This is a genomic window from Clavibacter tessellarius (genome assembly GCF_001618005.1).
Classification (GTDB): Bacteria; Actinomycetota; Actinomycetes; order Actinomycetales; family Microbacteriaceae; genus Clavibacter; species Clavibacter tessellarius_A.
Genome location: NZ_LQXA01000013.1, coordinates 113730 through 140721, shown reverse-complemented (window position 1 = coordinate 140721; position 26992 = coordinate 113730). Strand labels below are relative to the sequence as shown.

31 protein-coding genes are annotated in these 26992 nt (G+C 73.2%); 17 read left to right on the top strand and 14 right to left on the bottom strand.

The annotated features are described in order from the left end of the window. Positions 1-17: 17 nt before the first annotated feature. The 4 genes from AWH51_RS02925 to AWH51_RS02910 form a co-directional block, all read right to left on the bottom strand. Positions 18-986 carry a carbohydrate ABC transporter permease gene (locus AWH51_RS02925; protein WP_063070628.1) on the bottom strand — a complete coding sequence of 323 codons (969 nt, stop codon included), beginning with the start codon at positions 984-986 and terminating at the stop codon, positions 18-20. Continuing rightward, positions 983-1996: a carbohydrate ABC transporter permease gene (locus tag AWH51_RS02920; RefSeq protein ID WP_063070627.1), complete on the bottom strand. Its 1014-nt coding sequence runs from the start codon at positions 1994-1996 to the stop codon at positions 983-985. The genes AWH51_RS02925 and AWH51_RS02920 overlap by 4 nt, the downstream gene beginning before the upstream one ends. Beyond that, positions 1993-3345 (bottom strand): ABC transporter substrate-binding protein, encoded by a 1353-nt coding sequence (locus AWH51_RS02915; protein WP_063070626.1) that lies wholly within the window; start codon positions 3343-3345, stop codon positions 1993-1995. Before AWH51_RS02915 ends, AWH51_RS02920 begins: the two co-directional genes overlap by 4 nt. 191 nt (positions 3346-3536) lie before the next feature. After that, a complete protein-coding gene (locus AWH51_RS02910; protein WP_063070625.1) occupies positions 3537-3797 on the bottom strand; it encodes a hypothetical protein in 261 nt (86 codons plus the stop codon). A gap of 184 nt (positions 3798-3981) precedes the next feature. Here AWH51_RS02910 and AWH51_RS02905 point away from each other — a divergent pair, with 184 nt between their 5' ends. From AWH51_RS02905 to AWH51_RS02885, 5 genes are all read left to right on the top strand, one after another. Further along, a complete protein-coding gene (locus tag AWH51_RS02905; protein WP_063070624.1) occupies positions 3982-4476 on the top strand; it encodes an NfeD family protein in 495 nt (164 codons plus the stop codon). Between the two features lie 31 nt (positions 4477-4507). Beyond that, positions 4508-5959, top strand: coding sequence for an SPFH domain-containing protein (locus tag AWH51_RS02900; RefSeq protein ID WP_063070623.1), 1452 nt, complete (start codon positions 4508-4510; stop codon positions 5957-5959). A gap of 49 nt (positions 5960-6008) precedes the next feature. Next, positions 6009-7208 carry an MFS transporter gene (locus AWH51_RS02895; RefSeq protein WP_063070622.1) on the top strand — a complete coding sequence of 400 codons (1200 nt, stop codon included), beginning with the start codon at positions 6009-6011 and terminating at the stop codon, positions 7206-7208. Positions 7209-7269: 61 nt separating this feature from the next. Further along, complete coding sequence (locus AWH51_RS02890) at positions 7270-7854, top strand: ArsR/SmtB family transcription factor (protein ID WP_063070621.1); 585 nt, start codon at positions 7270-7272, stop codon at positions 7852-7854. After that, a complete protein-coding gene (locus AWH51_RS02885) occupies positions 7851-9089 on the top strand; it encodes an MFS transporter (RefSeq protein ID WP_175345455.1) in 1239 nt (412 codons plus the stop codon). The genes AWH51_RS02890 and AWH51_RS02885 overlap by 4 nt, the downstream gene beginning before the upstream one ends. Before the next feature lie 10 nt (positions 9090-9099). On the opposite strand, the gene AWH51_RS02880 is transcribed toward AWH51_RS02885, so the two are convergent. After that, positions 9100-9981: a Rieske (2Fe-2S) protein gene (locus AWH51_RS02880; protein ID WP_063070620.1), complete on the bottom strand. Its 882-nt coding sequence runs from the start codon at positions 9979-9981 to the stop codon at positions 9100-9102. A gap of 318 nt (positions 9982-10299) precedes the next feature. Here AWH51_RS02880 and AWH51_RS02875 point away from each other — a divergent pair, with 318 nt between their 5' ends. The 4 genes from AWH51_RS02875 (at position 10300) to AWH51_RS02860 (ending at position 12888) form a co-directional block, all read left to right on the top strand. Then, a complete protein-coding gene (locus AWH51_RS02875) occupies positions 10300-10737 on the top strand; it encodes a hypothetical protein (RefSeq protein WP_063070619.1) in 438 nt (145 codons plus the stop codon). Positions 10738-10987: 250 nt separating this feature from the next. Further along, positions 10988-11419 carry a hypothetical protein gene (locus AWH51_RS02870; protein ID WP_063070618.1) on the top strand — a complete coding sequence of 144 codons (432 nt, stop codon included), beginning with the start codon at positions 10988-10990 and terminating at the stop codon, positions 11417-11419. A 300-nt stretch (positions 11420-11719) separates the two neighbouring features. Then, the gene (locus AWH51_RS02865) at positions 11720-12151 is read left to right on the top strand and encodes a hypothetical protein (RefSeq protein ID WP_063070617.1); all 432 of its coding nucleotides are present in this window, start codon (positions 11720-11722) and stop codon (positions 12149-12151) included. Between the two features lie 317 nt (positions 12152-12468). Next, a complete protein-coding gene (locus AWH51_RS02860; RefSeq protein WP_063070616.1) occupies positions 12469-12888 on the top strand; it encodes a hypothetical protein in 420 nt (139 codons plus the stop codon). Positions 12889-12997: 109 nt separating this feature from the next. Here AWH51_RS02860 and AWH51_RS02855 read toward each other — a convergent pair whose 3' ends face one another. Both AWH51_RS02855 and AWH51_RS02850 read right to left on the bottom strand, forming a co-directional pair. Continuing rightward, complete coding sequence (locus AWH51_RS02855; RefSeq protein WP_063070615.1) at positions 12998-13729, bottom strand: hypothetical protein; 732 nt, start codon at positions 13727-13729, stop codon at positions 12998-13000. 9 nt (positions 13730-13738) lie between these two features. Then, positions 13739-14215, bottom strand: a complete 477-nt coding sequence (locus AWH51_RS02850; RefSeq protein WP_063070614.1) for a MarR family winged helix-turn-helix transcriptional regulator — start codon at positions 14213-14215, stop codon at positions 13739-13741. Between the two features lie 138 nt (positions 14216-14353). Between AWH51_RS02850 and AWH51_RS02845 the strand changes: the two genes are divergently transcribed. Further along, positions 14354-14926 carry a hypothetical protein gene (locus AWH51_RS02845; RefSeq protein WP_063070613.1) on the top strand — a complete coding sequence of 191 codons (573 nt, stop codon included), beginning with the start codon at positions 14354-14356 and terminating at the stop codon, positions 14924-14926. Between the two features lie 52 nt (positions 14927-14978). Here the strand turns inward: AWH51_RS02845 and AWH51_RS02840 are convergent, their stop codons facing one another. The 5 genes from AWH51_RS02840 to AWH51_RS02825 all read right to left on the bottom strand — a co-directional run bounded on the left by AWH51_RS02840 (position 14979) and on the right by AWH51_RS02825 (position 17075). Further along, positions 14979-15875 (bottom strand): glucose 1-dehydrogenase, encoded by an 897-nt coding sequence (locus AWH51_RS02840; RefSeq protein WP_063070612.1) that lies wholly within the window; start codon positions 15873-15875, stop codon positions 14979-14981. Positions 15876-15924: 49 nt separating this feature from the next. Next, positions 15925-16218 carry a hypothetical protein gene (locus AWH51_RS02835; RefSeq protein WP_254654448.1) on the bottom strand — a complete coding sequence of 98 codons (294 nt, stop codon included), beginning with the start codon at positions 16216-16218 and terminating at the stop codon, positions 15925-15927. A gap of 2 nt (positions 16219-16220) precedes the next feature. Continuing rightward, positions 16221-16505, bottom strand: a complete 285-nt coding sequence (locus tag AWH51_RS02830; protein WP_063070610.1) for a hypothetical protein — start codon at positions 16503-16505, stop codon at positions 16221-16223. A gap of 101 nt (positions 16506-16606) precedes the next feature. Continuing rightward, positions 16607-16762 carry a hypothetical protein gene (locus tag AWH51_RS16170; protein WP_175345454.1) on the bottom strand — a complete coding sequence of 52 codons (156 nt, stop codon included), beginning with the start codon at positions 16760-16762 and terminating at the stop codon, positions 16607-16609. A gap of 1 nt (position 16763) precedes the next feature. Beyond that, positions 16764-17075 carry a hypothetical protein gene (locus AWH51_RS02825; RefSeq protein WP_063070609.1) on the bottom strand — a complete coding sequence of 104 codons (312 nt, stop codon included), beginning with the start codon at positions 17073-17075 and terminating at the stop codon, positions 16764-16766. Here AWH51_RS02825 and AWH51_RS02820 point away from each other — a divergent pair. From AWH51_RS02820 to AWH51_RS16365, 6 genes are all read left to right on the top strand, one after another. Continuing rightward, on the top strand, positions 17044-18402 hold the full coding sequence (locus tag AWH51_RS02820) for a phosphoribosylaminoimidazolecarboxamide formyltransferase (RefSeq protein WP_368072666.1): 1359 nt from the start codon (positions 17044-17046) through the stop codon (positions 18400-18402). The genes AWH51_RS02825 and AWH51_RS02820 overlap by 32 nt on opposite strands. Positions 18403-18644: 242 nt before the next feature. Beyond that, on the top strand, positions 18645-20279 hold the full coding sequence (locus AWH51_RS02815; RefSeq protein ID WP_081234809.1) for a pyridoxal phosphate-dependent decarboxylase family protein: 1635 nt from the start codon (positions 18645-18647) through the stop codon (positions 20277-20279). Then, on the top strand, positions 20276-21661 hold the full coding sequence (locus tag AWH51_RS02810; RefSeq protein ID WP_063070607.1) for a lysine N(6)-hydroxylase/L-ornithine N(5)-oxygenase family protein: 1386 nt from the start codon (positions 20276-20278) through the stop codon (positions 21659-21661). Before AWH51_RS02815 ends, AWH51_RS02810 begins: the two co-directional genes overlap by 4 nt. After that, the gene (locus AWH51_RS02805; RefSeq protein ID WP_063070606.1) at positions 21658-24195 is read left to right on the top strand and encodes a GNAT family N-acetyltransferase; all 2538 of its coding nucleotides are present in this window, start codon (positions 21658-21660) and stop codon (positions 24193-24195) included. Before AWH51_RS02810 ends, AWH51_RS02805 begins: the two co-directional genes overlap by 4 nt. Before the next feature lie 58 nt (positions 24196-24253). After that, entirely contained in the window at positions 24254-24487 is a 234-nt protein-coding gene (locus AWH51_RS02800; protein WP_063070605.1) for a BrnT family toxin, read from the top strand. A 14-nt stretch (positions 24488-24501) separates the two neighbouring features. Next, positions 24502-25014 carry a DUF2188 domain-containing protein gene (locus tag AWH51_RS16365; protein ID WP_217491901.1) on the top strand — a complete coding sequence of 171 codons (513 nt, stop codon included), beginning with the start codon at positions 24502-24504 and terminating at the stop codon, positions 25012-25014. Positions 25015-25143: 129 nt separating this feature from the next. On the opposite strand, the gene AWH51_RS02785 is transcribed toward AWH51_RS16365, so the two are convergent. After that, on the bottom strand, positions 25144-25602 hold the full coding sequence (locus tag AWH51_RS02785; protein WP_063070604.1) for an Hsp20/alpha crystallin family protein: 459 nt from the start codon (positions 25600-25602) through the stop codon (positions 25144-25146). A 135-nt stretch (positions 25603-25737) separates the two neighbouring features. Continuing rightward, positions 25738-26088: a hypothetical protein gene (locus AWH51_RS02780; RefSeq protein WP_063070603.1), complete on the bottom strand. Its 351-nt coding sequence runs from the start codon at positions 26086-26088 to the stop codon at positions 25738-25740. Between the two features lie 135 nt (positions 26089-26223). Here AWH51_RS02780 and AWH51_RS02775 point away from each other — a divergent pair, with 135 nt between their 5' ends. Beyond that, positions 26224-26916: an SDR family oxidoreductase gene (locus AWH51_RS02775; protein WP_063070701.1), complete on the top strand. Its 693-nt coding sequence runs from the start codon at positions 26224-26226 to the stop codon at positions 26914-26916. Positions 26917-26992: the final 76 nt, after the last annotated feature.

Below are 26992 nucleotides of genomic sequence, written 5' to 3'. Positions count from 1 at the left end.
ATCCGTGCGCGGGTGGGTCAGCCCTTCACCGCGCCGTCCGTCAGACCGCCCCGCCAGAACTTCTGCAGCACGATCATCGCGATGATGAGCGGGATGATCGAGACGAGGACACCGCCCGTCGTCAGCTGGTAGAACTCGGGCAGCCGATCGACCTGGCTGCGCCAGTTGTTGAGGCCGAGCGTGATCGGGTACAGCTTGTCGTCGGCCAGCATGATCAGCGGCAGGAAGTAGTTGTTCCAGATGCCGACGAGCTGGAAGAGGAACACCGTCACGAGCGCGGGCGTCATCGAGCGGAGCGCGAGCGTGTGGAAGATCCGCAGCTCGCTGGCGCCGTCGATCCGGCCCGACTCGATCACCGCGTCCTCCACCGACGCCTGCGCGTAGATCCGGCAGAGGAACAAGCCGAACGGCGAGACGAGCGACGGGATGAGCACCGACCAGTACGTGTTCGCGATCCCCATGCTGCTGAAGAGCAGGAACAGCGGCAGCGCGGTGGCGGTGCCCGGCACGAGCACGCCGCCGAGGATGGTGCCGAACACGATGTTCGATCCCCTGAACCTGTACTTCGCGAGCGCGTACCCGCCGGCGGCGGCGAAGTACGTCGCGATGAGCGCACCCACCCCCGCGTAGAGCACCGAGTTCATGAACCAGCGCACGAAGATGCCGTCGTCGTACGTGAACACCATCGTGAGGTTCTGCCAGAGGTTCATGTTCGCGAACAGGAACCCGTTGGTGCTGAACAGGTCGGCCGTCGTCTTCGTGGCCGCGACCACGATGTAGTAGACGGGGACGAGGAAGTACAGCGCGACGAGCGTGAGGATCGCCGTGACGAGGATCCGCGTGGCCGGCTTCGTGCCCGCCCCGTTCGTCTTCCCGACCTTGGAGGGCCGGCTCACCTTCGCCTCGGCGGCCTGCGCGAGGCGCTTCTGCTCCGCCTTGTCCCCGGCGCCCTCGCCGGTGGTCGGTCGGATCTCCGTGGCGGTCATGCGCGCGCCTCCTTCTTCTTCGCGGCGGCGGCTTCCCGCTCCTCCTTGGGCTTCCGGTTCGTGATGCCGAGGAACACGAACGACAGCACGAACGCGGCCAGCGCGATGATGACGGCCTGCGCCGCGGCCACGCCGTAGTCGTTGTACGCGAACGCCGTCGTGTAGGCCGACAGGTTCGGCGTGTACTGCGAGTCGATCGCGGGCGCCGAGGTGCTGAGCACCTGCGGCTCCGCGAACAGCTGCAGCGTGCCGATGATCGAGAAGACGCTCGCGAGCACGAGCGCCGGCCGGATGAGCGGCAGCTGGATCGAGAAGGCCGTGCGCCAGGCGCCCGCCCCGTCGATGCGCGCGGCCTCGTACACGTCCCCGGGGATCGACTTCAGCTGGGCGATGATGATGAGCATGTTGTAGCCCGTGTAGGTCCAGGTCACGATGTTCGCGATGGACCACAGCACGGTGCCGGCGCCGAGGAAGTCGAGCTGGACCCCGAACATCTCGCCGATGTCGATGATGGGCGACAGGCCCGGGATGTAGAGGAAGCCCCACAGGATCGTCGCGATCACGCCCGGCACGCCGTACGGCATGAAGTAGGCCGCCCGGAAGAACTGGGGCCACTTCGCCGACGCCGACTCGAGCAGGAGCGCGAGGATCGTGCAGAGGATGATCATCACCGGCACCTGCACGATGCCGAACAGCAGCACCCGGCCGATGGACGCCGTGAAGGCGTCGTTGTGGAGCGCGAGCACGTAGTTCTCCAGCCCCGCGAACGCGGTGGTCACGCCCTGCTCGCCGAAGAGGCCCTCGCGGCGCACGGTCGTGAACGACTGGAACACGGCGTAGATGATCGGGAGCACGAAGGTCAGCAGGAAGACCGCGAGGAACGGCGCGAGCAGCACCCACGGTGCGATGGTCTGCGACTTCTTCAGCTGGCCACGGCTGACGCCCGAGCGCGGGGCGCGGGTGGGACGGACGGCGGTGCGCGAGCCCGCGGGCCGCGTGTCGACGCTCATGCGGACGCCGCCTCGACCGTGAGCCCCTTGTTGCGGAAGGCCTCGATCACGGCCTCCTGCGCGAGAGGCAGGGACTCGACGAGGGTCTGGCCGCTCGTGAGCTTGCGGCGGAACTCGTCCTGCAGCGTGTTCAGCGTGAACTGCGTGAGCGGGCACCAGGTCCAGTCGAGGTTCTGCTCCTTCGCCGCGGGGACGAAGACCTCCTGGTTGTAGCTCTGGCCGCCGAAGAACGCGCTGGGCTCCTGCCGGGCCGCACCGATGTAGTCGGTCGCCGGGGACCAGCCGATGCCGGAGTTCTCGATCATCGCGTCGATGCCCTCGGGCGAGGTCGTCATCCACGTCATGAACTTCAGCGCCTCCACCGGGTGCTTGCTGTTCGCCAGCACGGCCGCGGTGGATCCGCCGAGGTAGCTCGACCCGTACGCCCCGTCGAAGGACCACGTCTGCATGGGCGCCACGCGCCACTTGCCCTCCGCGCCGGAGACCGACTGGATGAGGGCGTCGCCCCAGCTGGCGCTCGTGGCGCCGAAGATCTTCGCGTCGGCCGCGGCCGCGTACCAGGGCGGCGAGTACGCCGTGTACGTCGTGTTGACGACGTCGTCGTCGATCGCCTTGTCGAAGAACGCGGCGACCTCCTTCGTGCGGTCGTCGAGCATGTCGACGACCCAGCGCTCGCCGTCGATCCGGAACCAGTTCGCGCCGGCCTGCGTCGCGTAGGAGGTGAAGACGCTGGCGTCCGAGACGGGGAAGCAGTCGAGGTAGTTGCCGGCGCCGGTCTTGCGGACCTCGGCGCTGATGGCGGCCCAGTCGTCCCACGTGGCGGGCGGCTGGCCGCCCACCTGGTCGAGGAGCTCGGGCTGGTAGTAGAAGGCCATGGGGCCGGAGTCCTGCGGGATCCCGAAGACGCCGTCCTGGAAGCTGACCTGCTTCCACAGCGCCTCGTCGTAGCGGTCCTCGTACTCCTCGACGCCGTAGCGGGTGAGGTCGACGAGCCCGTTCGCGAGGAGGAACTCGGGGAGCTGCCGGAGCTCGACCTGGCCGATGTCGGGGCCACCGCCCGCGGTGATGGCCGAGTACATCTTGTTGTAGCCGCCGGCGTTGCCGCCGGGGATCCACACGGCCTCGACCTGGATGTCCGGGTTCTGCGCGTTCCACACGTCGGCGACCTTCTGCAGGTCCTTCAGCCACGCCCAGTACGTGAGCGTGACCTTCTCGCCCGGTGCGGCTGCCGGGATCGGCGGGTCGGAGTTGACCAGCCTCCCGCCCGGTGCCGAGCAGGACGCGAGGGCCAGCGTGCCCGCGGCGGCGGCCCCCACCCCCAGAGCCTGTCTCCTGCTGATCGAATGCATCGTCGCATCCCCTCCGTCGTCGTCGATGGAATCGGCGCGTGGCGCCACTCGCCACTCTAGGCGGCGGGCGAAACTTATTCCTAACCCGTGGTCGGGATTCCTGGGAGCGCGGCGGGCGGTGTCCGGGAGCACCCCGTCCGGGGGCGCGGGCGCTCGGGTGCTCGCGGCGGACGGCGGGTCGACGGCGCGCGTCAGCGCCGCGCGCCGCGGTTCCGCACGGCCCACTCGAGCGCGTGCATCGCCTGGTCCTTCGTGAGCCGTGTCTCGAGGCCGCAGTGCGGGCAGACCACGCGGTAGGTGGAGCGGAGGCGGATCAGCGGCACGAGGAACGCCGTGAGCCGGACGGTGCGGTGCAGCACGCGCTGGGGGTTCGCCACGCCGCAGCGGAGGCACGCGAACGTGACGATCACGATGAGGGCGTCGCGGGCGCGGGTGCCGAACAGGAGGATCACCTCCCGAGGCTACGCGCGGCGACGCGGAGCATAGGGCGTCGAGCGGCCCCCGGACGAGGACGCGACGCGGAGCGGATCACCCGGTACGTTCGAGGGACACGCACACGGCAGATCGGCCCCGCATGACCACGCACCACGACGGCGCGCACGTCTCGCCCGCGGCGGCCTGCCCCGGAGCCCCCGCGTGATCGTCTTCGTGGTCGTCGGCGCCGTCGGCCTCCTGCTCCTCCTCTCCAGCATCGTGCTCGGCGACCTGCTCGACGCGATCGGCGGCGGCGACGGCCTCGTCTCGGGCGTCGCGCTGGGTGCGGCCCTCGCCATCTACGGGGTCGGCGGCGTGCTCGCCGACCAGGCGGGCATCGGCTCCGGCGGCGCCATCGCGATCGCCGTGGCCCTCGCGCTCGTCGCCCTCGTCGTGGTGCAGCTCACCGTCCGCTTCGTCGCGAAGCAGGAGAGCGGCGGCACGTACTCGCCCGTCGGGATGGTCGGCGTCGTCACCTCGCCCACGTCCTCCGCGGGCGGTGAGGTGCGTCTCGAGCACATCCGCGAGCTGGAGCGCCGGCTCGCCACGAGCGACGAGCGCCTCCCCGTCGGCACCCGCATCCGCGTCGTCTCCGAGGACGGGTTCCGGGTGCACGTCGAGCCGGACGCGCCCGCGGACGCGGACCCCCTCACCTAGCAGCACCCGTCCCAACGAGAGGAACCATCCCGTGGACCTGATATCCGGCGGCACGACAGCCATCGCCGTCATCGTCGTCATCGTCATCCTGGTGGCGCTGGTGGCGTTCATCGCCTCCCGCGTGCGCCGCGTGCCGCCGAACCAGGCGCTCGTCATCGTCGGCCGCAACGCCGAGCGCAGCGAGGGCGGGGCCGGGTTCTCCAGCCCGCAGAAGGTCATCATCGGCGGCCGGACCTTCATCTGGCCGATCTTCCAGGAGGGCTTCACGCTCTCCCTCGAGCAGTACCAGACGAGCGTCACGGCCGAGGCGCGCGACGCGAACTTCATCAACACCGCCGTCGTCGCGACCGTCAACTTCAAGGTGACGGGCACGGAGGACGGCGTGCGCCGCGCCGTGCAGCGCTACCTCCTCCAGCAGGACGCCCTGCCGGAGATCGTGCGGCAGTCGCTCGAGGGCGCCATCCGCGGCCTCATCGGCGACCGTCCCGTGGACGAGCTCGTGAAGAGCTTCTCCGTCGTGGCGCAGGAGGCAGTGAACCAGACGAAGAACGACCTCGCGGAGCTCGGCCTCCAGATCGAGACGCTCAACGTCCGCGAGATCACGACGCCGGGCAGCACCTACCTCGACGACCGGGCCCGCTCGAACGCCGCGCGCGCCCGCCAGATCGCCGAGGTCGCGGAGGCCGAGAACAAGCGGATCTCCGCGCTCGCCGCGATCGAGAACGACCAGCAGACCGCCGAGCGCCAGCTCGAGCTCGACCTGCGCCGCGCGGCCATCAAGGCCGACACCGACCGCGCCAACGCCACCGCGTTCGCGGCCGGCGAGCTCGCGAAGGCCGAGCAGGACCGCCTGGTCGCCGACCAGGAGCGCACGGCCGTGGCCGCCCAAGCCGAGGTCTCGAAGGAGCGCCTGCGCATCGACGTGGAGCTCCCCGCCGAGGCGCGCAAGTACGCGACCGTCCAGGACGCGCAGGCGGCCCGCGACGCCGAGAAGGCGAAGGTCGACGTGGAGGTCTACCAGCGCACGCAGAACGCCGAGGCGGCGAAGACCGCGGCCGTGAATGAGGCCGCGTCCATCACCGCGCTCGGGAAGGCGAACGCCGACGCGATCCAGGCCCGCGGCCAGGCGGAGGCCGAGGCGGCCGCCGCGCTCGCCGAGGCGCAGAACAAGCTGTCGCGCGAGGCGCTGCAGGCGCGCATCATCGCGTCGATGCCCGAGATCGCCCGCGAGATGGCGGCGCCGCTGGCGAACGTCGACAACATGACGATCATCTCGGCGGACGGCGCGAACGCGCTCAACCGCTCGGTGGCCGAGAACATGGCGACGCTGCCGAAGCTGCTCAAGGACACCACGGGCATCGACGTCGCCACGGCGCTGAGCTCGTTCCTCGGCTCGACCGCCGCGGGCGCGACGGCCGGATCCGGCGCGACCACCGCGGACGTCGGCCCCGGGACGGCCGCGTCCGAGGGCACCGGGATCTGATCCCGATGACCGGGCTCCTCGGGGCGCACGCCGCCCCGGGGAGCCCGGCGTGAGATCCACGAGCCCGTTCCGGGCGTTGTGGGGTGCGAACGCGCTCTCCAACCTCGCGGACGGGCTCGTCTTCGTCGCCATGCCGCTCGTCGCGGCCGGCCTGACCGACGACCCACGGCTCGTCGCTGGCCTCGCAACCACCTACGCGCTCGTGCGGCTCGTGGTCGCGCTGCCGGTCGGCGTGCACGTCGACCGGCTCGACCGGCGCACGCTGCTCGTGGTCGCGAACGCGCTCCGCGGCGTGGCGGTGCTCGCGCTCGCGGTGTCGCTGCAGACGGGCGCCGGCTCCCTGGTCGTGCTCTACGCGGTGATGGCCGTGGTCGGCGCGCTCGAGAGCGCCGCCGACGGCGCCGCGGTCGCCGTGCTGCCGTCGCTCGTGCCGCGGGACGGCCTCGACCGGGCCAACGCGCGCATCGCGGGGACCCAGCTCGTGGCGGACGAGTTCGTGGGGCCGCCGCTCGGCGGGATCCTGTTCGCTCTCGCCGCCGCGGTGCCCGTCTACGTGACGGGCGGGCTGTGGTTCGCAGCCGGGGCGATGGCGCTCGCGCTGCCGCGGCGCTCGCCCGCCGCGGCTCCCCTCGACGGGCCGCGCGCCTCCGTCGTGCGCGAGGCTGCGGAGGGCGTGCGCTGGCTCGCGCGGCACCGTGTGGTCGGATCGCTCGCCCTCATCGGCGGCCTGGCCAGCGTCGGCTACATGCTCCCGTTCTCGGTGCTCGTGCTCTTCGCGCGCGACCGGCTCGGGCTCGACGCGGCCGGCTACGGCGTGCTCCTCGCGGCGTCGGCGCTCGGCGGCCTGGCCGGATCCGCGATCGCCGCGCCCCTGCGCTCCCGCCTCGGCGCCCGATGGACCATCACGGCCGCCCTCGCGCTCGGCTGCGCGAGCCTCGCCGGGCTCGCGGTCGCGCGGGATCCGGTCGTCGCGGGCGTCCTGCTCGCGCTCTACATCCTGCACGCGGTGGTCTGGAGCGTCTGCGCGACCTCGCTCCGGCAGCGCCTGGTGCCGGATCCGCTGCTCGGCCGGGTGGGCGCCGCCGGCCGCGTGCTCAGCCTGCTCGGCCTGGCGGTCGGATCCGCGCTGGGCGGCGCGCTCGCGACGGCGGGCATCGCGGTGCCGACGATCGCGGGGTCCGTGGCGTTCGCGGGCTGCGCGGTGGTCGCGGTCGTGAGCTTGCGCGGGACGGCGGATGCGACGGCCTGATCGCCGACGACGGCTGTGGAGGACGCGCCCGCGGCGTCGCTCGCGTCGCGACCATCGAAGGATGTCCTTCGATGCCCGGTCCGAACAGCGACGCGTCACGGGCGCCGCCGAGCTCCGAGCCCTCGCGAACCCGCTGCGGCTCGCCATCCTCGAGGAGATGACGCTCGACGGTCCCCTCACCGCGTCGCAGCTCGCCCCTCGCGTGGGAGCGTCGCCCAGCCTCTGCTCCTTCCACCTGCGGCATCTCGCGGAGCACGGCTTCGTCCGCGAGAGCGCGCGTCCCGGCGGGCGCGCACGTCCGTGGGAGGTGACGAGCGACGGCCTCCACCTCGAGTCGGAGGGGAGCGCGGAGGAGCGGCGGGCGGGCGAGGTCCTCCACCGCGTCCTCGTCGACCGGTGGCTCGCGCGGTACGGGGAGTGGCGCGAGACGGCGACGGCGTACCCGGAGCAGTGGCGGGACGCCGCCGTGCACGACCAGTACGGGTACTGGCTGACGCCGGCCGAGCTCGCGGAGCTGCGGCAGCGCATCGAGGACATGATCCGGCCGCTCCACGGCGAGCGCCGCACGGATCCCGCGTCCCGGCCCGCGGGGGCGCTGCCCGTCGAGCTGCTCGTGCTGGGCTACCCGATGCGCCCTGCCCCGTGACAGGGATCGCCGCCCGGCCCCTCGCGCGACTGTTCGGCGATCGCCGCTCACGCATCTACCTGGGCGGGCAGATCGCCTCGATCTTCGGCGACACCGCCCTGTTCCTCTCGACGGCGGTGTGGGTGCGGGAGCTGACCGGATCCGACGGCGCCGCCGCCGCGACGTTCCTCTTCCTCACCGCGCCCGCCCTGGCCTCGCCGTTCGTCGGGGTGCTCGTCGACCGGGTGCGCCGGCGGCCCCTGCTCATCATCGTGAACGCGATGACGGGCGCCGTGGTCCTGCTCCTGCTGCTGGTGCGCGATGCCGGCGACGTGCGGCTCGTCTACGCCGTCATGACGCTCTACGGCGCCGCGTCCACGATCATCTCCTCGGCGCAGTCCGCCCTCCTGCCGGCGATCGTCCCGGAGGAGCTGCTCGGCGACGCCAACGGCCTGCTCCAGACGGTCCAGCAGGGTGCCCGCGTGCTCAGCCCGGTCGTGGGCGTCGGCCTGTTCACGGCGTTCGGGGGCGGCATGGTCGCCGTCGTCGACGCCGTCTCGTTCGCCGTGGCCGTCGTCACGCTGATGGTCATACGGGTCGACGAGCCGACCCCGTCCCCGCGCGACCGGACGGTGTCGGTGCGGGCGGACATCGGCGCGGGCTTCGCGCACGTGCGGACGGATCCGGCGCTACGCGTGATCGTGGTCGTCTGCGCCGGGGTGTGGGGCGCGCTCGGCCTCTCGGAGAGCGTGGTGTTCGCCGTCGTGAGCCAGGGCCTCGGGCTGGAGCCGTCGTTCCTGGGCGCGACGTCCAGCCTGCAGGGCGCCGGCGCCCTCGTCGGCGGCGTCCTGTCCGCGCGCCTGATCCGGTGGCGCGGGGAGCTGCGAGTGGCCGGCGGCGCATCCGCCGCGCTCGCCGCGGGTTTCCTGCTCTGGATGCTGCCGGACGCGCCGGCGGTCCTGCTCGGCTCCCTCGTCCTGGGTGCCGCCCTGCCCCCGCTCGTCGTCGGCTGCACGACCCTCATCCAGAGGCGGTCACCCGATCGCCTGCGCGGCCGCGTCCACTCGGCGTTCGACATGGCGCTCACGGTGCCGCAGACGGCGGCGATCGCGGTCGGGGCCTCGCTCGTCGCGCACATGCCCTACCGAGCGCTGCTCATCGTGATGTGCGTCGTCCTCGCGGGTGCCGCGGCGGTGCTCCTGCGAGCCGGCCCGCGGGTCGACGCGGGTCCTCTCGGCCCGGATCCAGCCGGTTGACGTGTCGGGATCACCCCGCGTTCGGCAGCCGCACCTCCACGAGCCCGCCCGTGACGCGCGTCTCGAAGCGGGGCTGCGGCGCGGTGGCAGGTCCGTGGATCACGTCGCCGGTCGCGAGGCTGAAGACGCTGTCGTGCCACGGGCAGGTGACGCACGCCTCGCCGGTCGTGGGGTCGGTGCCGAGCTCGCCCTCGTCGAGCGGGGCGGAGAGGTGGCTGCACACGTTGCTGAGGGCGTCGACGGTCATGCCGTGGCGCCGCACGAGCACGGGCAGGCCCGCGACGTCGCGCTTCGTGAGGCGGCCGTCGGGCAGGTCGTCGAGCTGGCCGAGCTCCTGCCAGCCCACCGGGAAGCGGTGCGGCACGTCCTCCGCGTGGTTCGCGCCCGCCGCCTGCCGGTAGGCGAGGTGGCCGCCGAGGAAGCCGCCGGCCGACACGAGCCCGAGGCCCGCGAGACCGAGCAGCCGGCCGCTCGTCTGCTTGCCGCGCGCCCGCTGGATCCAGGAGAGCCCGTAGAGGCCCGTCGCGAGCGCGTTGGCCGCGGAGTGCACGATGCCGACGCGCATCTGCTGCTCGTGCAGCTGCGACCAGTCGGCGTAGCCGGAGACGATGGACGGCGCGGCGCTGAGGATCCCGACACCCACCAGCGCGCGGCTGGCCTTCTCGTTGCCGGGCAGGAGGTCGAGGACCGCGGAGGAGACCCACGCGCCGGTCGGGATCAGCACGGCGACCGGGTGCAGCGGATGCCCGAACGGCACCCCGTGCAGCAGGTCGGCGAGGGCACGCGGCTTCAGCAGCGCGGTGACGACGCCCTTCACCCGGTCGACGATCGGATCCAGCGCCTCGGCGTCCTCGATCCTCGTGATGGCCGCGACGAGCTTCAGCTCCCTCATGGGGTCTCCTGCCGGTTCCGGCGCCGCCGTCGGCGCTCTCTCCCCAGGGAACGCCCGCGGGCGAGCAGTGACAAGGCCGGGCGGGTCGATCCTCAGCGGCCACGACGAGCGCGGCCCCCGCCGCGCCGACCTCGTCCTCGGCGGATGACGAGGAGGCCGGGCCAGCGCATCCGCTGACGCGGCGGGTGCGACCGGCGCACCCCAGTCGTCCGTCTGGAGTTCACGTCCGCTCCTGTGGACGCCCGGCACGGCTCGCGGCGCGTCAATAGGGTTCGACTGCTCCCCGGCGACGGTCGCCGCGGACCACCAGGAGTCCTCATGTCCTCTTCCCTCGGCGCCGCCGCGCGTCTCACCCCACGGCGCATGCTGGCGACGGCCGCCCTCGCGGCGGTCATCGCTCTCGGCGTCTCGGTCGCCACGCCGGCCGGTCCGGCGACCGCGACGCCCGTCGTGGCCTCCTCGTCCGCATCTTCGTCCCCGGTAGCCGATCCGATCGCGGCGAGCGAATGGCTGCACATCTCCTCTCGCACCTACTTCGTTAGTTCGACCGACCTCTCCATGCTGGCAAGCCAACAGATCTCCCTCGCGGGACTCGCGGTGAAGACCTGCACGGCACATGGATCGGGGAGGACGTGCGTGCCGCTCGTGGAGGCCGGCCTGCGCCTCCTCGGTCGGGTGACCGTGTTCACCTGCGGGGGCTTGAGCGGCTACACCGTGGTCGTCCCCTCGTTCGGGAAATCGCACTGCGGCCGCTGATCCACGCGCGCCGAGCCCCTGCGCGGAACCGCTCCGGACCCTCCTGGGCGGAGCGGTGCCCTCTGCCTCGGTAGCCGGATGCCGAACGGGCCGGAGCCGGGGCCGCTCCCGCGGCGGGTGCGCGTGGCACGCACCCGCCGTCTGCGGCGCGCCCTCGCCCGCACGTGCACAGGCGGCCCGCCGGGAGGCGGCGCGTCGCTACGGTTCGACTGCTCCGCGGCGATGGTCGTCGTGGACCATCAGGGGCCCCATGTCCTCTCGCCTCACGACCACCCCGCCGTCCACCACCCGACGCCTGCTCGCGACGGCCGCCCTGGCGGCGGTCCTCGGTCTCGGCGTGTCGATGTCCGCCCCGGCCGGCTCCGCATCCGCAGCCCCCGCCGCGTCGACCTCGTCCTCCGCGGCGCAGGCGGACCCGATCGCGGCGAGCCAGGCGGATCCCATCGAGCGCACGTTCTACGTCAGCCCGCGAGCGGTCGACAACATCAAGTCGGGGACACTCCAGCCCCGCGCGCTCGCGGGCCTGATCTGCACCCGGTTCCACTCGGGCCTGGGCTGCGTCGAGTCGCTCACCCTGGTGCTCCGGGGCGGGCCGGGGACGACCGACCCGCGCACGTGCCAGCGCGGTCAGGGCTTCACCATCTCGTACTTCTCGACGCACCGGTCGCACTGCGGCCGGTGACGGAGGCACATCCGGCCGGTGCCGGACCACGACGACCGCCGGGCCCGCGTCGCGGGGGCGATCGTCGGCGGCATCCGGCGCTCACGCTGCCGGCGCGATGACGGAGGGAACGGGCCGGAGGATCTCCTCCGGCCCGTTCCGCGCGTCGACGCGGGCTGGGTCCGCGTCACGCGTCCGTCCCCGCTCCGGTGCGCCACCGGCACGGCGGCACCCGTCCACAGGCGGTCCGGCGCGGCGCGGCGCATCGCTACGGTTCGATCGCTCCCCGGCGACGGTCGCCGCGGACCACAAGGAGTCCACATGCCCTCTCACCTCGGAACCACCCCGCGACGCACCTCTCGCCGCCTCCTGGCGACGGCCGCCCTCGCGGCGGTCGTCGGTCTCGGCGTCTCCGTCTCCACTCCGGCCGGCTCGGCATCCGCCGCCCCCGCCGCGCCGACCTCGTCCTCCACCGCGGACGCCGGCTCGATCACGGCGAGCCAGGCGGGACTGGTCAACCGCCCCTTCTTCGTCACGCCGTACGACCTCGCGCGACTCGCGTACGGCCAGACCGACCCCGACAAGCTCGCGGTCCAGATCTGCACGGCGAATCACACGGGGAGGGCCTGCGTGACGATCGCCTCCTACGTCCTCCGGCGTGGACAGGGAATGGTGGATTGGCGCACCTGCAACATCACCGGCGGATACACCATCGTGTTCCCCGACGCCTTCCAGTCGCGCTGCGGCCGCTGACGGTCGCGCGGCGCGCACCCGGCCGGGACCCCTCCGGCCCCTCCTGAGCGCACCCGCGCTCTCCGTACGGTCCGACGGGCCGGAGGTCTCCTCCGGCCCGTCGGACCGTCTCCCGGGTCCTGCCTCCGTCCCGCTCGGCATGCACGTCCGGACTCGTTCGGATGCGCAGCGGGTCGTCCGGAGGCCGGCGGACCGGGGCCGGAGGTCAGGGGCCGAGTGCACAGGCGCGGGCCGCGCGCACGGCCCGGCCCCGAGGACCCGCTAGCGTCTCGATCCGCCGCGATCCCCCCCCCTTCTCGCGCGCAGAAGGAGCACCCATGTCATCTCAGATCCGCAGCGTCGCCCGCCGCCTGTCCGCCGCCCTGGCGCTCGCCGCCGTCGTGACCCTCGGGGTCTCCGTCGCCTCGCCGACGGATGCGGCGTCGGCCGCGAGCACGACCACGTGGACGCACTCCTCGGAGAGCCGCCCGGCCGACGCCGGGGCCGTGGCCGCGAGCGACCGCCGTCAGCCGACGGGGCGGCTGTACATCGCTCCGCGGTACCTCGACCCCGAATACCCCGACGGATCGATCGGCGCCGCGACCGACGTGTGCAACTTCTACCACCTCGGCGACCAGTGCTTCAAGAGCCTGACCGCGCTGTTCGATAGCGCCGTCGTCCGGCAATCCGACTGCAAGGTCCACGGCATGGATGCGGTGATCCCCTACATCCAGTATTCGCGCTGCCGCAAGTCCTGACGCATCTGACGTGTCGGACGGGCCGGGGGATCTCCTCCGGCCCGACCTGCGTCCATGAGCGCGTGACGGCCGCCTACCGATCACCATCGCGTCGGTCGTCCGCTTCCCGTCAGGCGTCCGGATCCTGCGCCGCATGCTGGGACGCGACGGGTCGGCCGCGTCGCGCGGCCCGGTAGCCCGGCGCCCGCAGCCGCCGCGTCCACGGATAGGTGGTGTCCCCGGGCGGCGCCGCGAGCACCGGATCCGCGCGCGTCGCCGTGTCGAGCGGCCCGCTCGCGTCGTGGCCCAGCTCGATGCGCGCCGCCACGTGCCACCGCCCGCGCGGCGTCGCGTGCACGAGCCGCATCCCGGCGGGCCGGGTCGCGAGCGCCCGCCCGAGGTCGGCGGCGCCGGCCGGCAGCGGCGGATCCGCGTCCACCAGCACGCCGACGAGCACCGGTCCCGCGGATCCGCGGTACGGCATCAGCGTGGTGAGTCGCGCGCCGGAGAGCGCGCGCCGCGGTGCGAGGAGGAATCGGCCGAGCGGCGAGAGGCCCGTGGTCGCGAGCAGCAGGTCGACCGTGGTGCCGCCGCCGTCCGGGATCCGCAGTGCCAGCCCGAGCACGTCGGGGAGCGCTGGCGGGAGGCCGCCGCCGCGGGAGAAGCGGGCGTCGACGGCGAGCGGCGCGTCGAGCCCGTCGAGCCACGCGAGCCCGGATGCGGCACGGCCCGCGACGGGCGTCAGCGTCCCGGAGAGCGCGACGCCGTGCGGATGCAGCGGCCGCGGCCGACGCACGAGGCGGACGGCGGAGACGAGCCCCGCGAGGACGTTCCCGCCGACGCGGGCCGTGGTGCCGGACATCCCCCGACCCTATTCCGGTGCGCGCTCGGCGTCCCGGATGCGTCCGGGTGCGATCAGCGCATGGGCCCTCGTGAGGAGGCGCTCCAGCTCCGCCGCGTCGGCCGCGTCGAGATGGGGGAGCGCGCGTGTCAGGGCGTCGCCGATCGGTCGGCGCCCCTCCTCGTGCAGGGCGCGCCGAGCGGTCTCCGGCGCGAGCCGCACGAGGGTGCGTCTCCCGTCGGCCGGATCCGCCTCGAGCCGCAGCACGCCCTTGTCGGCCAGCTGCCGGGCCAGCGTCGAGACCCAGCTCTGCGCGAGCCCGGTCGTCTCGCAGAGCTGGCGGATGGTGCTGCCGGGCTGCCGGGCGACGGCCTCGATGAGCGTCAGCTCGCCGCCGGTCACCGGGAGGTCGCGCCCGCCCTGGCTGGCCTCGAGGGCGATCTCGCGCAGGATCCGGGCGAGCCGGCTCAGCGCGACGACGTCGATCGCGGGCTCCCGAGCGGCCATGCCCACCTCCTTCGCTGACGACGCGGGCTCTTGCGCCTGCCCTGGATGGACAATAGCATCTGCCACAGATGCATCGCATGCAGATGTATTTGTTCCGGCACCGACGGGCCGGATGCCGGAGGTGGAGGAGGGTCGCGGATGGACGTGTCGGACGCGCTCGTCTCCATCGCGCTGATCCTGCTCGTGGTGCGGCAGCTCCGGGGTCGACGCCTGACGCTCCTCAGCCTCCTGTGGCCGGTCCTGCTCGTGGCCTGGGCGGGGGTCGAGTACCTCGGCGCCGTCGCGCCGTTCGCATCCGACCGTGCGCTCGTCGCGGGCCTCGGCGCGCTGGGTGCGGCGCTGGGCATCGCGTGCGGGCTCCTCACCCGGGTGGAGGCGCGCGCCGGGGTCGTCGTCGCCCGGGCGTCCTGGCTCGCGGCGGCCGCGTGGATCGCGGGGATGGGCGGGCGCCTCGCCTTCGGCCTGATCGCCCTCCACGGGGGCGGGCGGATCATCGCCGAGGCGAGCGTCCGTCTCGACCTGCACGCGGCAGGCACGTGGTCGACCGCGCTCGTCACGATGGCCCTGGCGGAGGTGGTGGCGCGGACCGCGGTGCTCGCCGCACATCACCGGACGATCACCCGGCGCATCGTGGCGGAGCGCCGCCATGGTCGCTGCGCGTCCGCCTCCGCGCTGGCCACCCCCGTGGACGACGGAGGGCCGGAGGGGTGATCCCCTCCGGCCCTCGCGCGAGCGCGTCCGGCCTGCGCCCGACGTCAGGTCGCTACGGCGTCGGCATGCCGCCGTTGACGTTGAGCGTCTCGCCGATCACGTAGCTCGACTCGTTCGACGCGAGGAACACGTAGGCGGGGGCGAGTTCGGCCGGCTGGCCGGCGCGGCCGAGCGGGGTCTGCTCGCCGAACTCGGGCAGCGCGTCGGCGGGCTGGCCGCCCGCGGTCTGCAGTGGCGTCCAGATGGGGCCGGGCGCGACGACGTTCACGCGGATGCCCTTGGGCGCGAGCTGCTGCGCGAGGCCCTTGGAGAACGCGTTGATCGACGCCTTGGTCGTGGCGTAGTGCACCAGGTTCGGCGACGGCGCGTAGGCCTGGATCGACGACGTGTTGATGATCGTCGAGCCCGGCTTCAGGTGGGGGAGCGCGGCCTTCGTGATCCAGAACATCGCGTAGACGTTGGTCTTGAAGGTCAGGTCGAACTCCTCGTCCGAGATGTCCTCGAGCGCGTCGACGTTCTGCTGCTTGCCCGCGTTGTTGACGACGATGTCGAGGCCGCCGAGGCCCTCGACCGCCTTCGCGACGAGCTCGCGGCTGAACTCCGCGGTGGAGATGTCGCCGGGGATGGCGACGGCCGTGCGTCCCGCCTCCTCGATGAGGGCGACGACCTTCTTCGCGTCCTCCTCCTCCTCGGGCAGGTAGGAGAGCGCGACGTCCGCGCCCTCGCGGGCGTAGGCGATGGCGACGGCCGCGCCGATGCCGGAGTCGGCGCCGGTGACGAGGGCCTTGCGTCCCTCGAGCCGGCTGGATCCGCGGTACGTCTTCTCGCCGCGGTCCGCGGTCTCGTCCAGGTCGGCGTCGAGGCCGGGCCCGTCCTGCTGCTGCGCGGTCGGGTCGATGTCGGCGTACATCTTGGTCGGGTCCTGGAACGTGTACTGGTCGGTGCTCATGTGCTCTCCTTCGGCTGGTGCGTCGTGCGGGTGCGTGGGGTGCCGGGCGTCAGCTCGGCGGGGTGTCGTCGAGGTCGATGTCCTGGCCGGCGAGGTCGTTGTCGGCGAGGACCGCCTCGGCCTCGCCGTCGACGCCGAGGGCGTCGGCCTCGGGCTCGGCGTTGGCCGCCGCGACCGCGTCGTCCTCGTCGATCTGCTCCACGGGCTCGTCGGTGTCGGGCAGCACGGTCTCGCCGGCGACCGCGTCGTTCACGACGGTCTCCTGGTCCATGCCGACCGCGTCGAGGGCCGTGTCGTCGCCGGTGGCGTCGTCACCGGGGGCGGTGGAGGTGGCGTCCGTCACGGTCACTCACCCGCCTCGGGCTTGGGGTGGCCGGGGATCGAGTCGCCGCTGAGGTTGAGCTCGTCGGGATCCACGTCGATCTCACCGACGTCGTCGGGTCCGCCCGATCCGGGGAGCACCTGCACGTCGTCCGCGGCGGCGGGCACGTCGTCGGAGACGCCCTCGCTCTCGACGATCTGCTGCTCCTGCTTCACCTGCGTGTCGTCCTCGCTGGGCGAGATGAAGTCCTTGTCCTGATTGGTGTCTGAGGTGTCCGCGGGCTGGAGGCGCGGGTCGTCGGTGTCCATGCGGCCGACGCTACGCTCGGCCTCCCGCGGCGTGTGGTGGCGTTCAGGCAACGCCCATGCACGGGATCCGGGCGGGGCGTCGCCGGGGATCCCGAGCCGGATCACATGTCGTCGGGACCCTCGCCGAACGGGTCGGGGGCGTCCTCGCGGGCGTCCTCCTCGGCGGCTTCCGCCAGCTCCTCCATCGAGTCGGCGTCGATGGCTGCGGGCTCGGCGAGCGGGTGGCGCGCGGGGCCGTCGGCCGTCGGATCCGTCACGTCAGCGGCCTTCGGGGTCGACGTGGCCGGCGGCGTCGTCGGCGGGCGCGCTCATATGCGAGTCGGCCGCGGTGACGGAGCGGTTGTCCGGCAGCTCCGGGTACTCGGCGCTCGCCGGATCCGCGTCCTCGACCGCGAGGGTGTCCTCCTCCGCGTGCCCGTAGTCGGTGCCCTCCGGCTCGCGGACCGCGTCTCCCACGCCGGCGGGGCCGCCGTCGGCCGCGACCACGTCGTCCACGGTCACCAGCCCGTCGGGATCGCCGGGGCCGCGCCCGGTGCGGATGCCGTCTGCGTGCTCGTCGCGATCGCTCATGCCCCCACCCTACGAGCGGGGGCGGGCGGCGACCCGGTCCCGGCCTGTGCACGGAGCAGCGGGCGCCGGGCGGATCCTCGATGTACTGGCGTCCCGCGGCACGATCCCGACCGCTCCCGACGCGCGGGTGCGACGCGTCACGACGACCGCAGGAGGCGATGGCGACATGGACATGCGATACGGGATCAACCCGCACCGGGACCCTGCGCGGCTCGCACCCGTCCTCCCGGACGCCATGCCCTTCTCCGTCGTCAACGGCGAGCTCTCCTACGTGAACGTCCTGGACGCCCTGAACGCGTGGCAGCTCGTGCGCGAGGCCGGCGTCGCACTCGGCGCGGTGGTGGCCGCGTCGTTCAAGCACGTGTCCCCGGCGGGCGTCGCCCGGTCGGGCGGGCTGGATGCCGTGCTCCGCGCCGACGCCGGGCTCGACGCCGCGGAGGAGGTCGACGACGTGACGAGCGCGTACCTGCGGGCCCGGGATGCCGACCCCAAGTCGTCCTACGGCGACTTCATCGCCGTCAGCCACGCGGTCACCCTCGATCTGGCGACCCGCGTGTCGTCCGTGGTGTCCGACGGGATCATCGCCCCGGCCTTCGAGCCCGGCGCCGTCGACATCCTGCGACGGAAGAAGGGCGGCGCCTTCGTCGTGCTCGAGGCCGACGAGCGCGTCGTGCCTCCTGCCGAGGAGTCACGGGACGTGCACGGGGTGCGTCTCACGCAGCCGCGGGACGACATGGTGATCGACCGGCGGCTGCTCGCGCCCGCGGACGGGGGGCCGCTGCCGGATGGCGCCGTGGACGACCTGCTCCTCGGAATGGTCGCGCTCCGCTACACACAGTCGAACTCCGTCGCGTACGTCCGCGACGGCGTCACCCTGGGGATCGGCGCGGGGCAGCAGTCACGGGTCGACTGCACGCGTCTCGCCGGCGCGAAGGCCGATGCCTGGTGGCTGCGGCGCCTCCCGGAGGTGCGGGACATGGCGTTCCGCTCCGGGGTCGGGCGACAGGAGCGGATCAACGGGCGGATCCGCTGCCTCGAGGGCGACATGACGCCAGACGAGGCATCCCGACTGTCCCGCGTGCTCCTCGGCGGAGTCCCGGTGATCGACGCCGCCCGACGACGCGCATGGCTGGCGGGGCTCGATGCCGTGGCCTTCGTCTCCGACGGGTTCCTGCCCTTCCGCGACAACGTCGACCACGCCCGGCGGCACGGTGTGTGCTGGATCGCGGAGCCCGGCGGATCCGTGCGCGCCGACGAGGTCGCGGCCGCGTGCGCGGAGCACGGGATCGTCCATGTCCGGACCGGCCTGCGGCTGTTCCACCACTGAGGCGGCTCGCCGCGAGGAGGGACGCACGGCACGGACCCATCGGTCACCAGGTGCCTCTGCCACGCCGTGCGGCCCGGGCGCCCCCGATCCGGGGTCGCGCGACCGCCCCGCGGAGGGTCCCCGCGGGTCGTCGTCGGCCGGGTTGCGTTCTCGCCCGAGCACGTCGATAGTAGGTGAGCCTTACCTAACTCGCACGCCAGCTCGTGACCCGGACACGGCTCCACCTCGACCGCGAAGGACCCATGTCTCTCACTCCGCACGCCCCCGTCCCCCTGTCCTCTACCCTCCTCGCCGACCGCCGCGCCGACCCGCTCGCGGCCGATGCGGACCCCGCCGCCGCGCTGTTCTCCGACCGCTCGCTCCCCGGCTGGGACGCCGCGCTCCGCGCCGCCGCCGACCACGTGCGCTCCGCCGCCCGGCGCGCCGACGGCCCGTTCACCGGGATCACGCCCGACCGCCTCCGCCGCTCCTTCGCGGGCCTCGACCTCGACCGCCCGCTCGGCGGCCTCGACGCCGCGCTCGACGAGCTCGACGACCTCTACCTCCGCGACGCCGTCTGGTTCCACGACCCGTCGTACGTCGCGCACCTCAACTGCCCGATCCTCATCCCGGCCCTCGCGGGGGAGCTCATCCTCTCGAGCGTCAACACGTCGATGGACACGTGGGACCAGAGCGCGGGCGCGACCCTCATCGAGCGGTCGCTCATCGACTGGACGGCGGGCCGCATCGGCCTCGGCGACGACGCGGACGGCGTCTTCACGAGCGGCGGCAGCCAGTCGAACCTCCAGGCGCTGCTGCTCGCGCGCGACGAGGCGGCGGCCGTGCACGGGCTGTCGATGGCCGACCGGCAGCGGATGCGGATCCTCGTGAGCGAGGTCGGCCACTTCAGCGTGGAGAAGAGCGCCCGCATCCTCGGGCTCGCGCCCGACGCGGTCATCCGCGTGCCCGCCGACGACGCCATGCGGATGCGCGTCGACGCCCTCGAGCGCGAGCTCGCGCGCTGCTACGCGGCCGGCCTCCTGCCGATCGCCGTGGTCGCCACCGCGGGCACGACCGACTTCGGCAGCGTCGACCCGCTCCCCGTGATCGGGGACGTCTGCCGCCGCGAGGGCATCTGGCTGCACGTCGACGCGGCCTACGGCGGCGGCCTCCTCACGTCGCTCCGGCACCGGCGGCTCCTCGACGGGATCGAGCACGCCGACTCCGTGACGGTCGACTACCACAAGACCTTCTTCCAGCCCGTGAGCTCCAGCGCGCTGATCGTGCGCGACGGCCGCACGCTCCGGCACGCGACCCTGCACGCGGACTACCTGAACCCCGCCGACCGGGCCCACGAGGAGATCCCGAACCAGGTCGACAAATCGCTGCAGACCACGCGGCGCTTCGACGCGCTCAAGCTCTGGCTCACGCTCCGCACGGTGGGCGCCGACGGGGTCGGACGGATGCTCGACGACGTCATCGCGCTCGCCGACCGCACCTGGCTCGCGATGCGGCGGGATCCGGCGCTCGAGGTGGTGGTGCGCCCGGAGATCAGCGCGCTCGTGTTCCGGTACGTGCCGGCGGGGGAGCGGGACGGATCCGCGGGGCCCGACGCGGGCGCCCGCTCGGACGCCGTGAACCGCGGCATCCGGCAGGCGATCCAGGACTCGGGCCGGGCGATGGTCGCGGCGACGCGCGTCGGCGGGCGCGCGCACCTGAAGCTCACGCTGCTGAACCCCGCGACCACGGACGCGCACATCCGCGAGATCCTCGGGATGGTCGTGGCGGCGGGGGACGCGCTCGACGCGGGGTTGGGCGACGTCACCGTGGCTGCGGAGGCCGGCCACGCCGCCGACGCCGCCCGTGCCGTCGACGCAGTGGCGGAGGTCGCCCGATGAGCGCCGCGACATCGGTCGGCGCGCCCGACCGCATCCGCGACGTCGCCGCCGTGGGCCTCGGCCCGGCGAACCTCGGGCTCGCGTGCCTCGCGGATCCGCTCGACCTCGACCTCGTCGTGCTGGAGCGGAAGCCGCGCTTCGACTGGCACCCCGGCATGATGCTGCCGAGCGCGCACCTGCAGACGCCGTTCCTGGCCGACCTCGTGACGCTCGCGGATCCGACCTCGCGCTTCTCGTTCCTCGCCTACCTCAAGGACACCGGGCGGCTCTACTCCTTCTACATCCGCGAGGACTTCTTCGTGCTCCGCAGCGAGTACGTCGCGTACTGCCGGTGGGCGGCGGAGCGCGCGCGGGGGATCGAGCTCGACCGCGACGTGCGATCCGTCTCCTTCGACGAGGCCGCGGGCGCGTACGTCGTCGAGTCGGTCGACTCCGCGGGCGGCGCGCACGTGCACCGCGGACGGAACCTGGTGATCGGCGTGGGCACCCCGCCGTGGCTGCCCGAGGCCGTGCGCGACCTCCCGGGCGTCGTGCACAGCTCCGGCTACCTCGGCGCCAAGGACGCACTGCAGGAGCGGGATGCGATCACGGTCGTCGGCAGCGGGCAGAGCGCCGCCGAGATCTACCGCGACCTCCTCGAGGACGTGGACTCCCGCGGGTACCGGCTCGACTGGATCACGCGCTCGCCGCGTTTCTTCCCGCTCGAGTACACGCGGCTCACGCTCGAGATGACGAGCCCGGAGTACAGCGACCACTTCTTCGGCCTGACCGCGGAGGCCCGCGACGTGCTCCTGCGCGAGCAGCGGAACCTCTACAAGGGGATCGACTCCGAGCTCATCGACGACGTCTTCCACACGCTCTACCGGAAGCGGCTCGCCTTCGACGCGCTGCGGGCGGAGGGGCGGCTGGCGCCCGGCGGCGACGCGGGATCCGGCGTGCCGACGCGGCTGCTCACCAACGCGGAGGTCGTCTCGTCCCGGGCGACGCCGGACGGCGGCGCGGTCCTCGGGCTCCGGCATGCGGAGACGGGCGCCGAGCGCGAGTGGCCGACGGGCGCGGTGATCATGGCGAGCGGGTACGACGCACAGGCCCCGCGGATCCTCGACGGGCTCGGCGACCGCGTGCACCGTGACGCGCGCGGCCGGCTCGACGTGGCACGCGAGCACACGGTCGACGACGCCGGCACGCTCTTCGTGCAGAACGCGGAGGTGCACACGCACGGCTTCGTGGCGCCCGACCTCGGGATGACGGCGCACCGCAACTCGCGGATCCTGCGCGCCATCACGGGCCGCGAGACGTACGCGGTGGAGGAGCGGATCGCGTTCCAGGAGTTCGGGCTGCCGGACGACGCGCCCGTCGCCGGATCGGGGGTGCTCGCGTGAGCGCGCCCGCGCCCGCCTCGACCGCCGCACCCGACGCGGACGCCGCGGCCGGAGCGGACCTCGGGGCCGAGCCCCGCTACGGGCTCGACCTCCGCCCGCTCGACCCCGACGCCGACGCCGCGCTCGTGCACGCCTGGGTCACGGCGCCCCGCGCCCGCTTCTGGCAGATGGAGCACGCGACCCTCGACGACGTGCGGGCCGAGTACCGGTCCATCGCGGCGGATCCGCGGCGCGAGGCCTGGATCGGCCTCCACGACGGCGTCCCCGCGTTCCTCGTGGAGGCGTACGACCCGGCCGACGACCCCATCGGCGCGCACCTGGATCCGCTCCCCGGCGACCGCGGGATGCACCTGCTCGTCGCCCCGCCGGCCGGCGACCCGCTGCCCGGGTTCACGACCGCGGTCATGCGGCACGTCGTCGCGCACCTGCTCCGGGACCCGGCCGTGGAGCGCCTCGTCGTCGAGCCCGACGTCCGGAACACCCGGATCCAGCGCCTCAACGAGCTCGTCGGCTTCCGGCCGCTCCGAGTCGTCGACCTCGGCGCCAAGCACGCGCTCCTCAGCGTCGCCACGCGCGACGACGCCCTCCCGCACGCCACCCCCACGGACGGACACGCCATGACCCTCACCCACGACCGCTCCCTCGACACCCACCCCGAGTCCCGGCCGGCTGCCGCGTCGAGGACCTCCGAGCCGGATCCGCGCGTCCACCCCGCCGCGCACCTCCGTCCCGACGCCTGGGCCGCCGCCACGCGCCACCTCGTGCGCAAGGCGCTCGCCGAGTTCGCCCACGAGCTGCTCGTCGAGCCCGAGCGCGTGGATCCGGAGCGGGCACCCGGCGCACCCCGCACGCCGCACGACCCGCGCGCCTGGGCCGACTACCGCGTCGCGAGCGCCGACGGCCGCAGCGCCTACGCGTACCGGGCCAGGATCCTCGAGCTCGACCACTGGGACGTCGACGAGGCGAGCATCCGCCGCACGGTCGACGGCGAGCCCGCGGCCCTCGACGCCATCGACCTGGTGCTCGACCTCCGCGACCGCCTCGGCATCACCGACGAGGTGCTGCCGGTCTACCTCGACGAGATCCAGAGCACGCTCTCGGCCGCCGCGTTCTCGCGACTCCGCGACGTGCCCGACGCCCGCGGCCTCCTCACCGCGTCCTACGCCGAGGTCGAGTCGACGATGGACGAGGGCCACCCCTGCTTCGTCGCGACCAACGGCCGCATCGGCTTCGACCTCGACGACCACGACCGGTACGCGCCCGAGGCGGGGGAGGACGTGCGGATCCTCTGGCTCGCCGTGCACGAGCGCCTCGCGCACTTCGCCTCGGTCGACGGCCTCGACCGGGAGGCGTTCCTCGACGCGGAGCTCGGCCCGGTCGTCCGCGGGCGGTTCCGCGCCCGGATGGCGGACCACGGCATCGACCCGGCGGAGCGCGTCCTCGTGCCCGTGCACCCCTGGCAGTGGGAGAACGTCGTCACGGTCACCTTCGCCGGCCTGATCGCGACGCGCGACATCGTGCTCCTCGGCACGGGCGACGACGAGTACGGCGCCCAACAGTCGATCCGCACGTGGGCCAACCGCACGACCCCGGAACGCTGCTACGTGAAGACGTCGCTGTCGATCCTCAACATGGGGTTCACGCGCGGGCTGTCGCCGGCCTACATGGCGGTCACCCCGGCGATCAACGACTGGGTGCACGCGCTCGTGACGGGCGACGACGAGTTCGCGCGCCTCGGCTTCGGGATCCTCCGCGAGGTCGCGTCCGTCGGCGTGCGCGACGCCCGGGTCGACTCGGCGCTGCCGCCCGGGCACTCCCACGGCAAGATGCTGTCCGCGCTCTGGCGCGAGTCGCCCGTGCCGGGTCTCGCCGAGGGCGAGCGGCTGATGAGCATGACGAGCCTCCTGCACGTCGACGCCCACGGCGACACGGTGCTGGGCGCGCTCATCGACGCGTCCGGGATCGGCGCCGCGGCATGGATCCGCCGCTGGCTCGACGCCTACCTCGTGCCGCTCGCGCACGCGCTGATCGCGCACGACCTCGCGTTCATGCCGCACGGCGAGAACGTGATCCTCGTGCTCCGCGACCACGTCGTCGTCCGCGTGCTGATGAAGGACATCGCCGAGGAGGTCGCCCTCTTCGACATGGAGCGCGAGCTGCCGGAGGACGTGCGGCGGATCCGCATGGAGATCCCCGAGGACGAGCGCACCCTCACGGTCTTCACCGACGTGATGGACGGGTTCCTGCGGTTCGCCGCCGCGCTCGTCGAGGACCGCGACGACCTCGGCCCCGACGGCCTGTGGCGGGTGGCGGCGGAGGCGCTCGCCGACCACGAGCGTGCGCACCCGGAGCTCGCGGAGCGCTTCTCCCGGTTCGACCTGTTCACGCCGTCGTTCGACCGCTCGTGCCTGAACCGGCTGCAGCTGCGCGACAACCGGCGGATGGTGGACCTCCAGGCGCCGGTGATGCAGATCCACGGCTCGCTGCGCAATCCGCTCGCGATCCATCGGGGGCTGCGGCCGCGGATCGGCTGAACATCGAGGCCGTCATCAACTCATTGACGCTCACCCGCGTCAATGAGATGATGACGGCGTGGAGATCGTGCCGAGTGCGAGGAAGCACGGCATCTCGGACGAAGACATCATGCACGCCTTGGATCATCCGTTCCGCTATCGAGAGCAGGAGTACCGCGGGGAACTGCGCATGCTCGTGATCGGAGCGGATCCCACCGGGCGGCTGCTGGAGATCGTCCTCGTCCCTGCGGACGAGCCAGCACGTGTCATCCACGCGGACGTGCTCCGGCCGGGCCGGTTCGAGTACCTATGAGAGGAGACGTACACATGAGCGGGAGGGAAGCGGGAGTCGCCGACGAGGGCGTCCAGGAGTTCATCGACAGCATCGATCCCTCGACCATGCGTGACGCTGCGCACCTCCGGCGCATCGCCGCTGCCCGGACGGCGGTGGAGGCGGCGGAGGAGGGGCTCGTCGACGCGGTTCGCGCGGCCCGGCGTGCCGGCGACTCGTGGACGGCGATCGGCATGGCGTTGCGCACCTCCAAGCAGAACGCGCATCGGAAGTACGCCCCCCTGGTCGAAGAGGGAGAATCCGGGCCCACCGCTTCAGCGAGCGACCCGGGAGTCGACGTCGAGGGCGAGGTGGTCCCCTCCGGCGCTGGTGGATGGGACATTGTCATCGTGGGGTCACCATCTGCTTCGGCTCACTTCGGCACCCAGGCGGAGGCTGCCGCTCACGCTCGCGAGATCATCTGGGGGGCTGGCGGAGGGGAGATCAGCATCCATGGTCGAGACGGTTCGGTCCGGGCTCGGACGCGGGTCCCACGACGCGTCTCCTGACTGCGGCTCGCTGTGAGGGTGGCGCGCGTGACCGTGGATCGCGTAAGCCCGGACGCGAGAGGAGCCGCCGCCCGCGGATGCGGACGACGGCTCCTCGTCGTGTCGGCGCCGATGCGGCGCCCGGGCGGATCAGCTCGCGGCGTGCGCGCCCTGCTCCACCGTCAGCGTCTGGCCGCCCTGGCCCTGCTGCTCGTCGGACGTGACCGCGATCTTGCGCGGCTTCGCCCGCTCGCTCACCGGGATGGTGACGCTGAGCACGCCGTTGGCGTAGTGCGCCGAGATGCGCTCGGTGTCGATGCCCTGGCCGAGCGTGAGCTGGCGGAGGAACGTGCCGGCCACGCGCTCGCGCGTCAGCCAGCGGACGTTCTGGTCGCCGGCGAGAGTCCGCTCAGCGCGGATGGTCAGCAGCTGGCCGTCCACGTCGATGTCGACCGAGCCCGGGTCGATGCCCGGGAGGTCGGCGGCCAGCACGTAGGTGTCGCCCTCGCGGTGCAGGTCGATGGGCATCGGCCGGTTCGCCTGGCGGGTCTCGGCCAGCGCGCCCACCGCGCGGTCCAGCTCGCGGAACGGATCGAAGGTCATGTTCATGCTCGACTCCTCTGATGATCTGCGGTGATGATCTCCGGGGTTGAGCCCCCTCGGCTCAACTGCGTTCAGATTAGCACTCGGAGTGGGGGAGTGCCAAGGCGTTCGCCGAGGGCGAATGCCGCTCTCATCACCGGTTCAGGCGCGTCGGCGGAGGTCGCGCTCCATGCGGCCGATGAGCGTCCAGACCGCACGCGAGAGGTCCGGGTGCTCGAGCGCGATGGCGCGCAGCAGCCCGTACTCGAAGCGCGCGACCACGCCCGGCTCGGCCGACGGATGCCGCACGCGGGCGAGCTCCTCGGCCATCCCGTCGGCCTCGAGCGCGTCCTGGCGGAGGGTCGCGACCACGTGCTCGTCCACGGTCGGCAGCTGCGGGATGACCTCCCAGGGGTCGTCGCCGTTCCGGCAGCGGTGCTCGATCACGGCGTCCAGCTCGTCGCGGGCCTCCTGGCGCAGCACCTCGAGGCTGGCGGGGAAGCGGGCGTGCACGGGCGGATCCTCTCGGGCGGCGGGTCGACGCGCCTCGCGGCCGCCGTCCCTTCACGCTACGTCATGCTCCCCGCGGCGCCCGACGGGTGGCCGGATGCCGTCGGTAGCCTGGAGGACCGCGACCCAGGAGGATCCATGACCGACCACGCCCGCCCCGTCGCCCTCGTCACGGGAGCCACCCGCGGCATCGGCCGCGCCGTCGCGGAGGACCTCGCCCGCACCCACCGCGTGATCGTGCACGGCCGCGACCGCGCCGCCGTCGACGCGCTCGCCGCCTCCCTGCCCGACGCGGTCGGCTGGCCGGCCGACCTCGCCGCGGGCGGCCTCGCCGGCCTCGTGCCGGCCCTCGACCGCCTCGACGTGCTCGTGCACTCCGCCGGCGTGATCGGCGGCGACGCCGTGGCCGAGACGCCCGTCGACGAGTGGCGCCGCGTCTTCGAGGTCAACGTCTTCGCCGTCGCGGAGGTGACGCGCGTGCTGCTGCCCGCGCTCCGGGCGGCCCGCGGGCAGGTCGTGCTCGTCAACTCCGGATCCGGCTTCACGGCCAACCCCACGGGCGGCGTGTACGCGGGATCCAAGTTCGCCCTCCGCGCGCTCGGCGACGCCCTGCGCGAGGAGGAGCGACCGCACGGCGTGCGCGTCTCGAGCGTGCACCCCGGACGCGTCGCCACCGACATGCAACGTGAGCTCCGCGCCAAGGAGGGCGGGGAGTACGACGAGACGCGGTACCTCGAGCCCGCGTCGGTCGCGCGCGCCGTGCGCCTCGTGGTCGACCAGACGCGCGACGGCACGCTCGAGTCGGTGTCGCTGCGGCCGTTCGGCGGCTGAGCCGGGGGCGGTGCTGCGCGCCGGCCATCCATCGCGCGCGAAGATCGTATTTGCAAAAGACGATCTTCTGGGGATA

Bases quoted from the DNA above. Each gene is read 5' to 3' on its own strand.
- AWH51_RS02875 (WP_063070619.1), top strand. From the start codon at position 10,300: ATGTCCTCTTCCCTCGGCGCCGCCGCGCGTCTCACCCCACGGCGCATG.
- AWH51_RS02850 (WP_063070614.1), bottom strand. From the start codon at position 14,215: ATGGCCGCTCGGGAGCCCGCGATCGACGTCGTCGCGCTGAGCCGGCTC.
- AWH51_RS16365 (WP_217491901.1), top strand. From the start codon at position 24,502: ATGAGCGGGAGGGAAGCGGGAGTCGCCGACGAGGGCGTCCAGGAGTTC.
- AWH51_RS02890 (WP_063070621.1), top strand. From the start codon at position 7,270: ATGTCCTTCGATGCCCGGTCCGAACAGCGACGCGTCACGGGCGCCGCC.
- AWH51_RS02845 (WP_063070613.1), top strand. From the start codon at position 14,354: ATGGACGTGTCGGACGCGCTCGTCTCCATCGCGCTGATCCTGCTCGTG.
- AWH51_RS02865 (WP_063070617.1), top strand. From the start codon at position 11,720: ATGCCCTCTCACCTCGGAACCACCCCGCGACGCACCTCTCGCCGCCTC.
- AWH51_RS02925 (WP_063070628.1), bottom strand. From the start codon at position 986: ATGACCGCCACGGAGATCCGACCGACCACCGGCGAGGGCGCCGGGGAC.
- AWH51_RS02870 (WP_063070618.1), top strand. From the start codon at position 10,988: ATGTCCTCTCGCCTCACGACCACCCCGCCGTCCACCACCCGACGCCTG.
- AWH51_RS02775 (WP_063070701.1), top strand. From the start codon at position 26,224: ATGACCGACCACGCCCGCCCCGTCGCCCTCGTCACGGGAGCCACCCGC.
- AWH51_RS02830 (WP_063070610.1), bottom strand. From the start codon at position 16,505: ATGGACACCGACGACCCGCGCCTCCAGCCCGCGGACACCTCAGACACC.
- AWH51_RS02820 (WP_368072666.1), top strand. From the start codon at position 17,044: ATGCCGTCTGCGTGCTCGTCGCGATCGCTCATGCCCCCACCCTACGAG.
- AWH51_RS02915 (WP_063070626.1), bottom strand. From the start codon at position 3,345: ATGCATTCGATCAGCAGGAGACAGGCTCTGGGGGTGGGGGCCGCCGCC.
- AWH51_RS02810 (WP_063070607.1), top strand. From the start codon at position 20,276: ATGAGCGCCGCGACATCGGTCGGCGCGCCCGACCGCATCCGCGACGTC.
- AWH51_RS02920 (WP_063070627.1), bottom strand. From the start codon at position 1,996: ATGAGCGTCGACACGCGGCCCGCGGGCTCGCGCACCGCCGTCCGTCCC.
- AWH51_RS02815 (WP_081234809.1), top strand. From the start codon at position 18,645: ATGTCTCTCACTCCGCACGCCCCCGTCCCCCTGTCCTCTACCCTCCTC.
- AWH51_RS02860 (WP_063070616.1), top strand. From the start codon at position 12,469: ATGTCATCTCAGATCCGCAGCGTCGCCCGCCGCCTGTCCGCCGCCCTG.
- AWH51_RS02840 (WP_063070612.1), bottom strand. From the start codon at position 15,875: ATGAGCACCGACCAGTACACGTTCCAGGACCCGACCAAGATGTACGCC.
- AWH51_RS02825 (WP_063070609.1), bottom strand. From the start codon at position 17,075: ATGAGCGATCGCGACGAGCACGCAGACGGCATCCGCACCGGGCGCGGC.
- AWH51_RS02855 (WP_063070615.1), bottom strand. From the start codon at position 13,729: ATGTCCGGCACCACGGCCCGCGTCGGCGGGAACGTCCTCGCGGGGCTC.
- AWH51_RS02785 (WP_063070604.1), bottom strand. From the start codon at position 25,602: ATGAACATGACCTTCGATCCGTTCCGCGAGCTGGACCGCGCGGTGGGC.
- AWH51_RS02880 (WP_063070620.1), bottom strand. From the start codon at position 9,981: ATGAGGGAGCTGAAGCTCGTCGCGGCCATCACGAGGATCGAGGACGCC.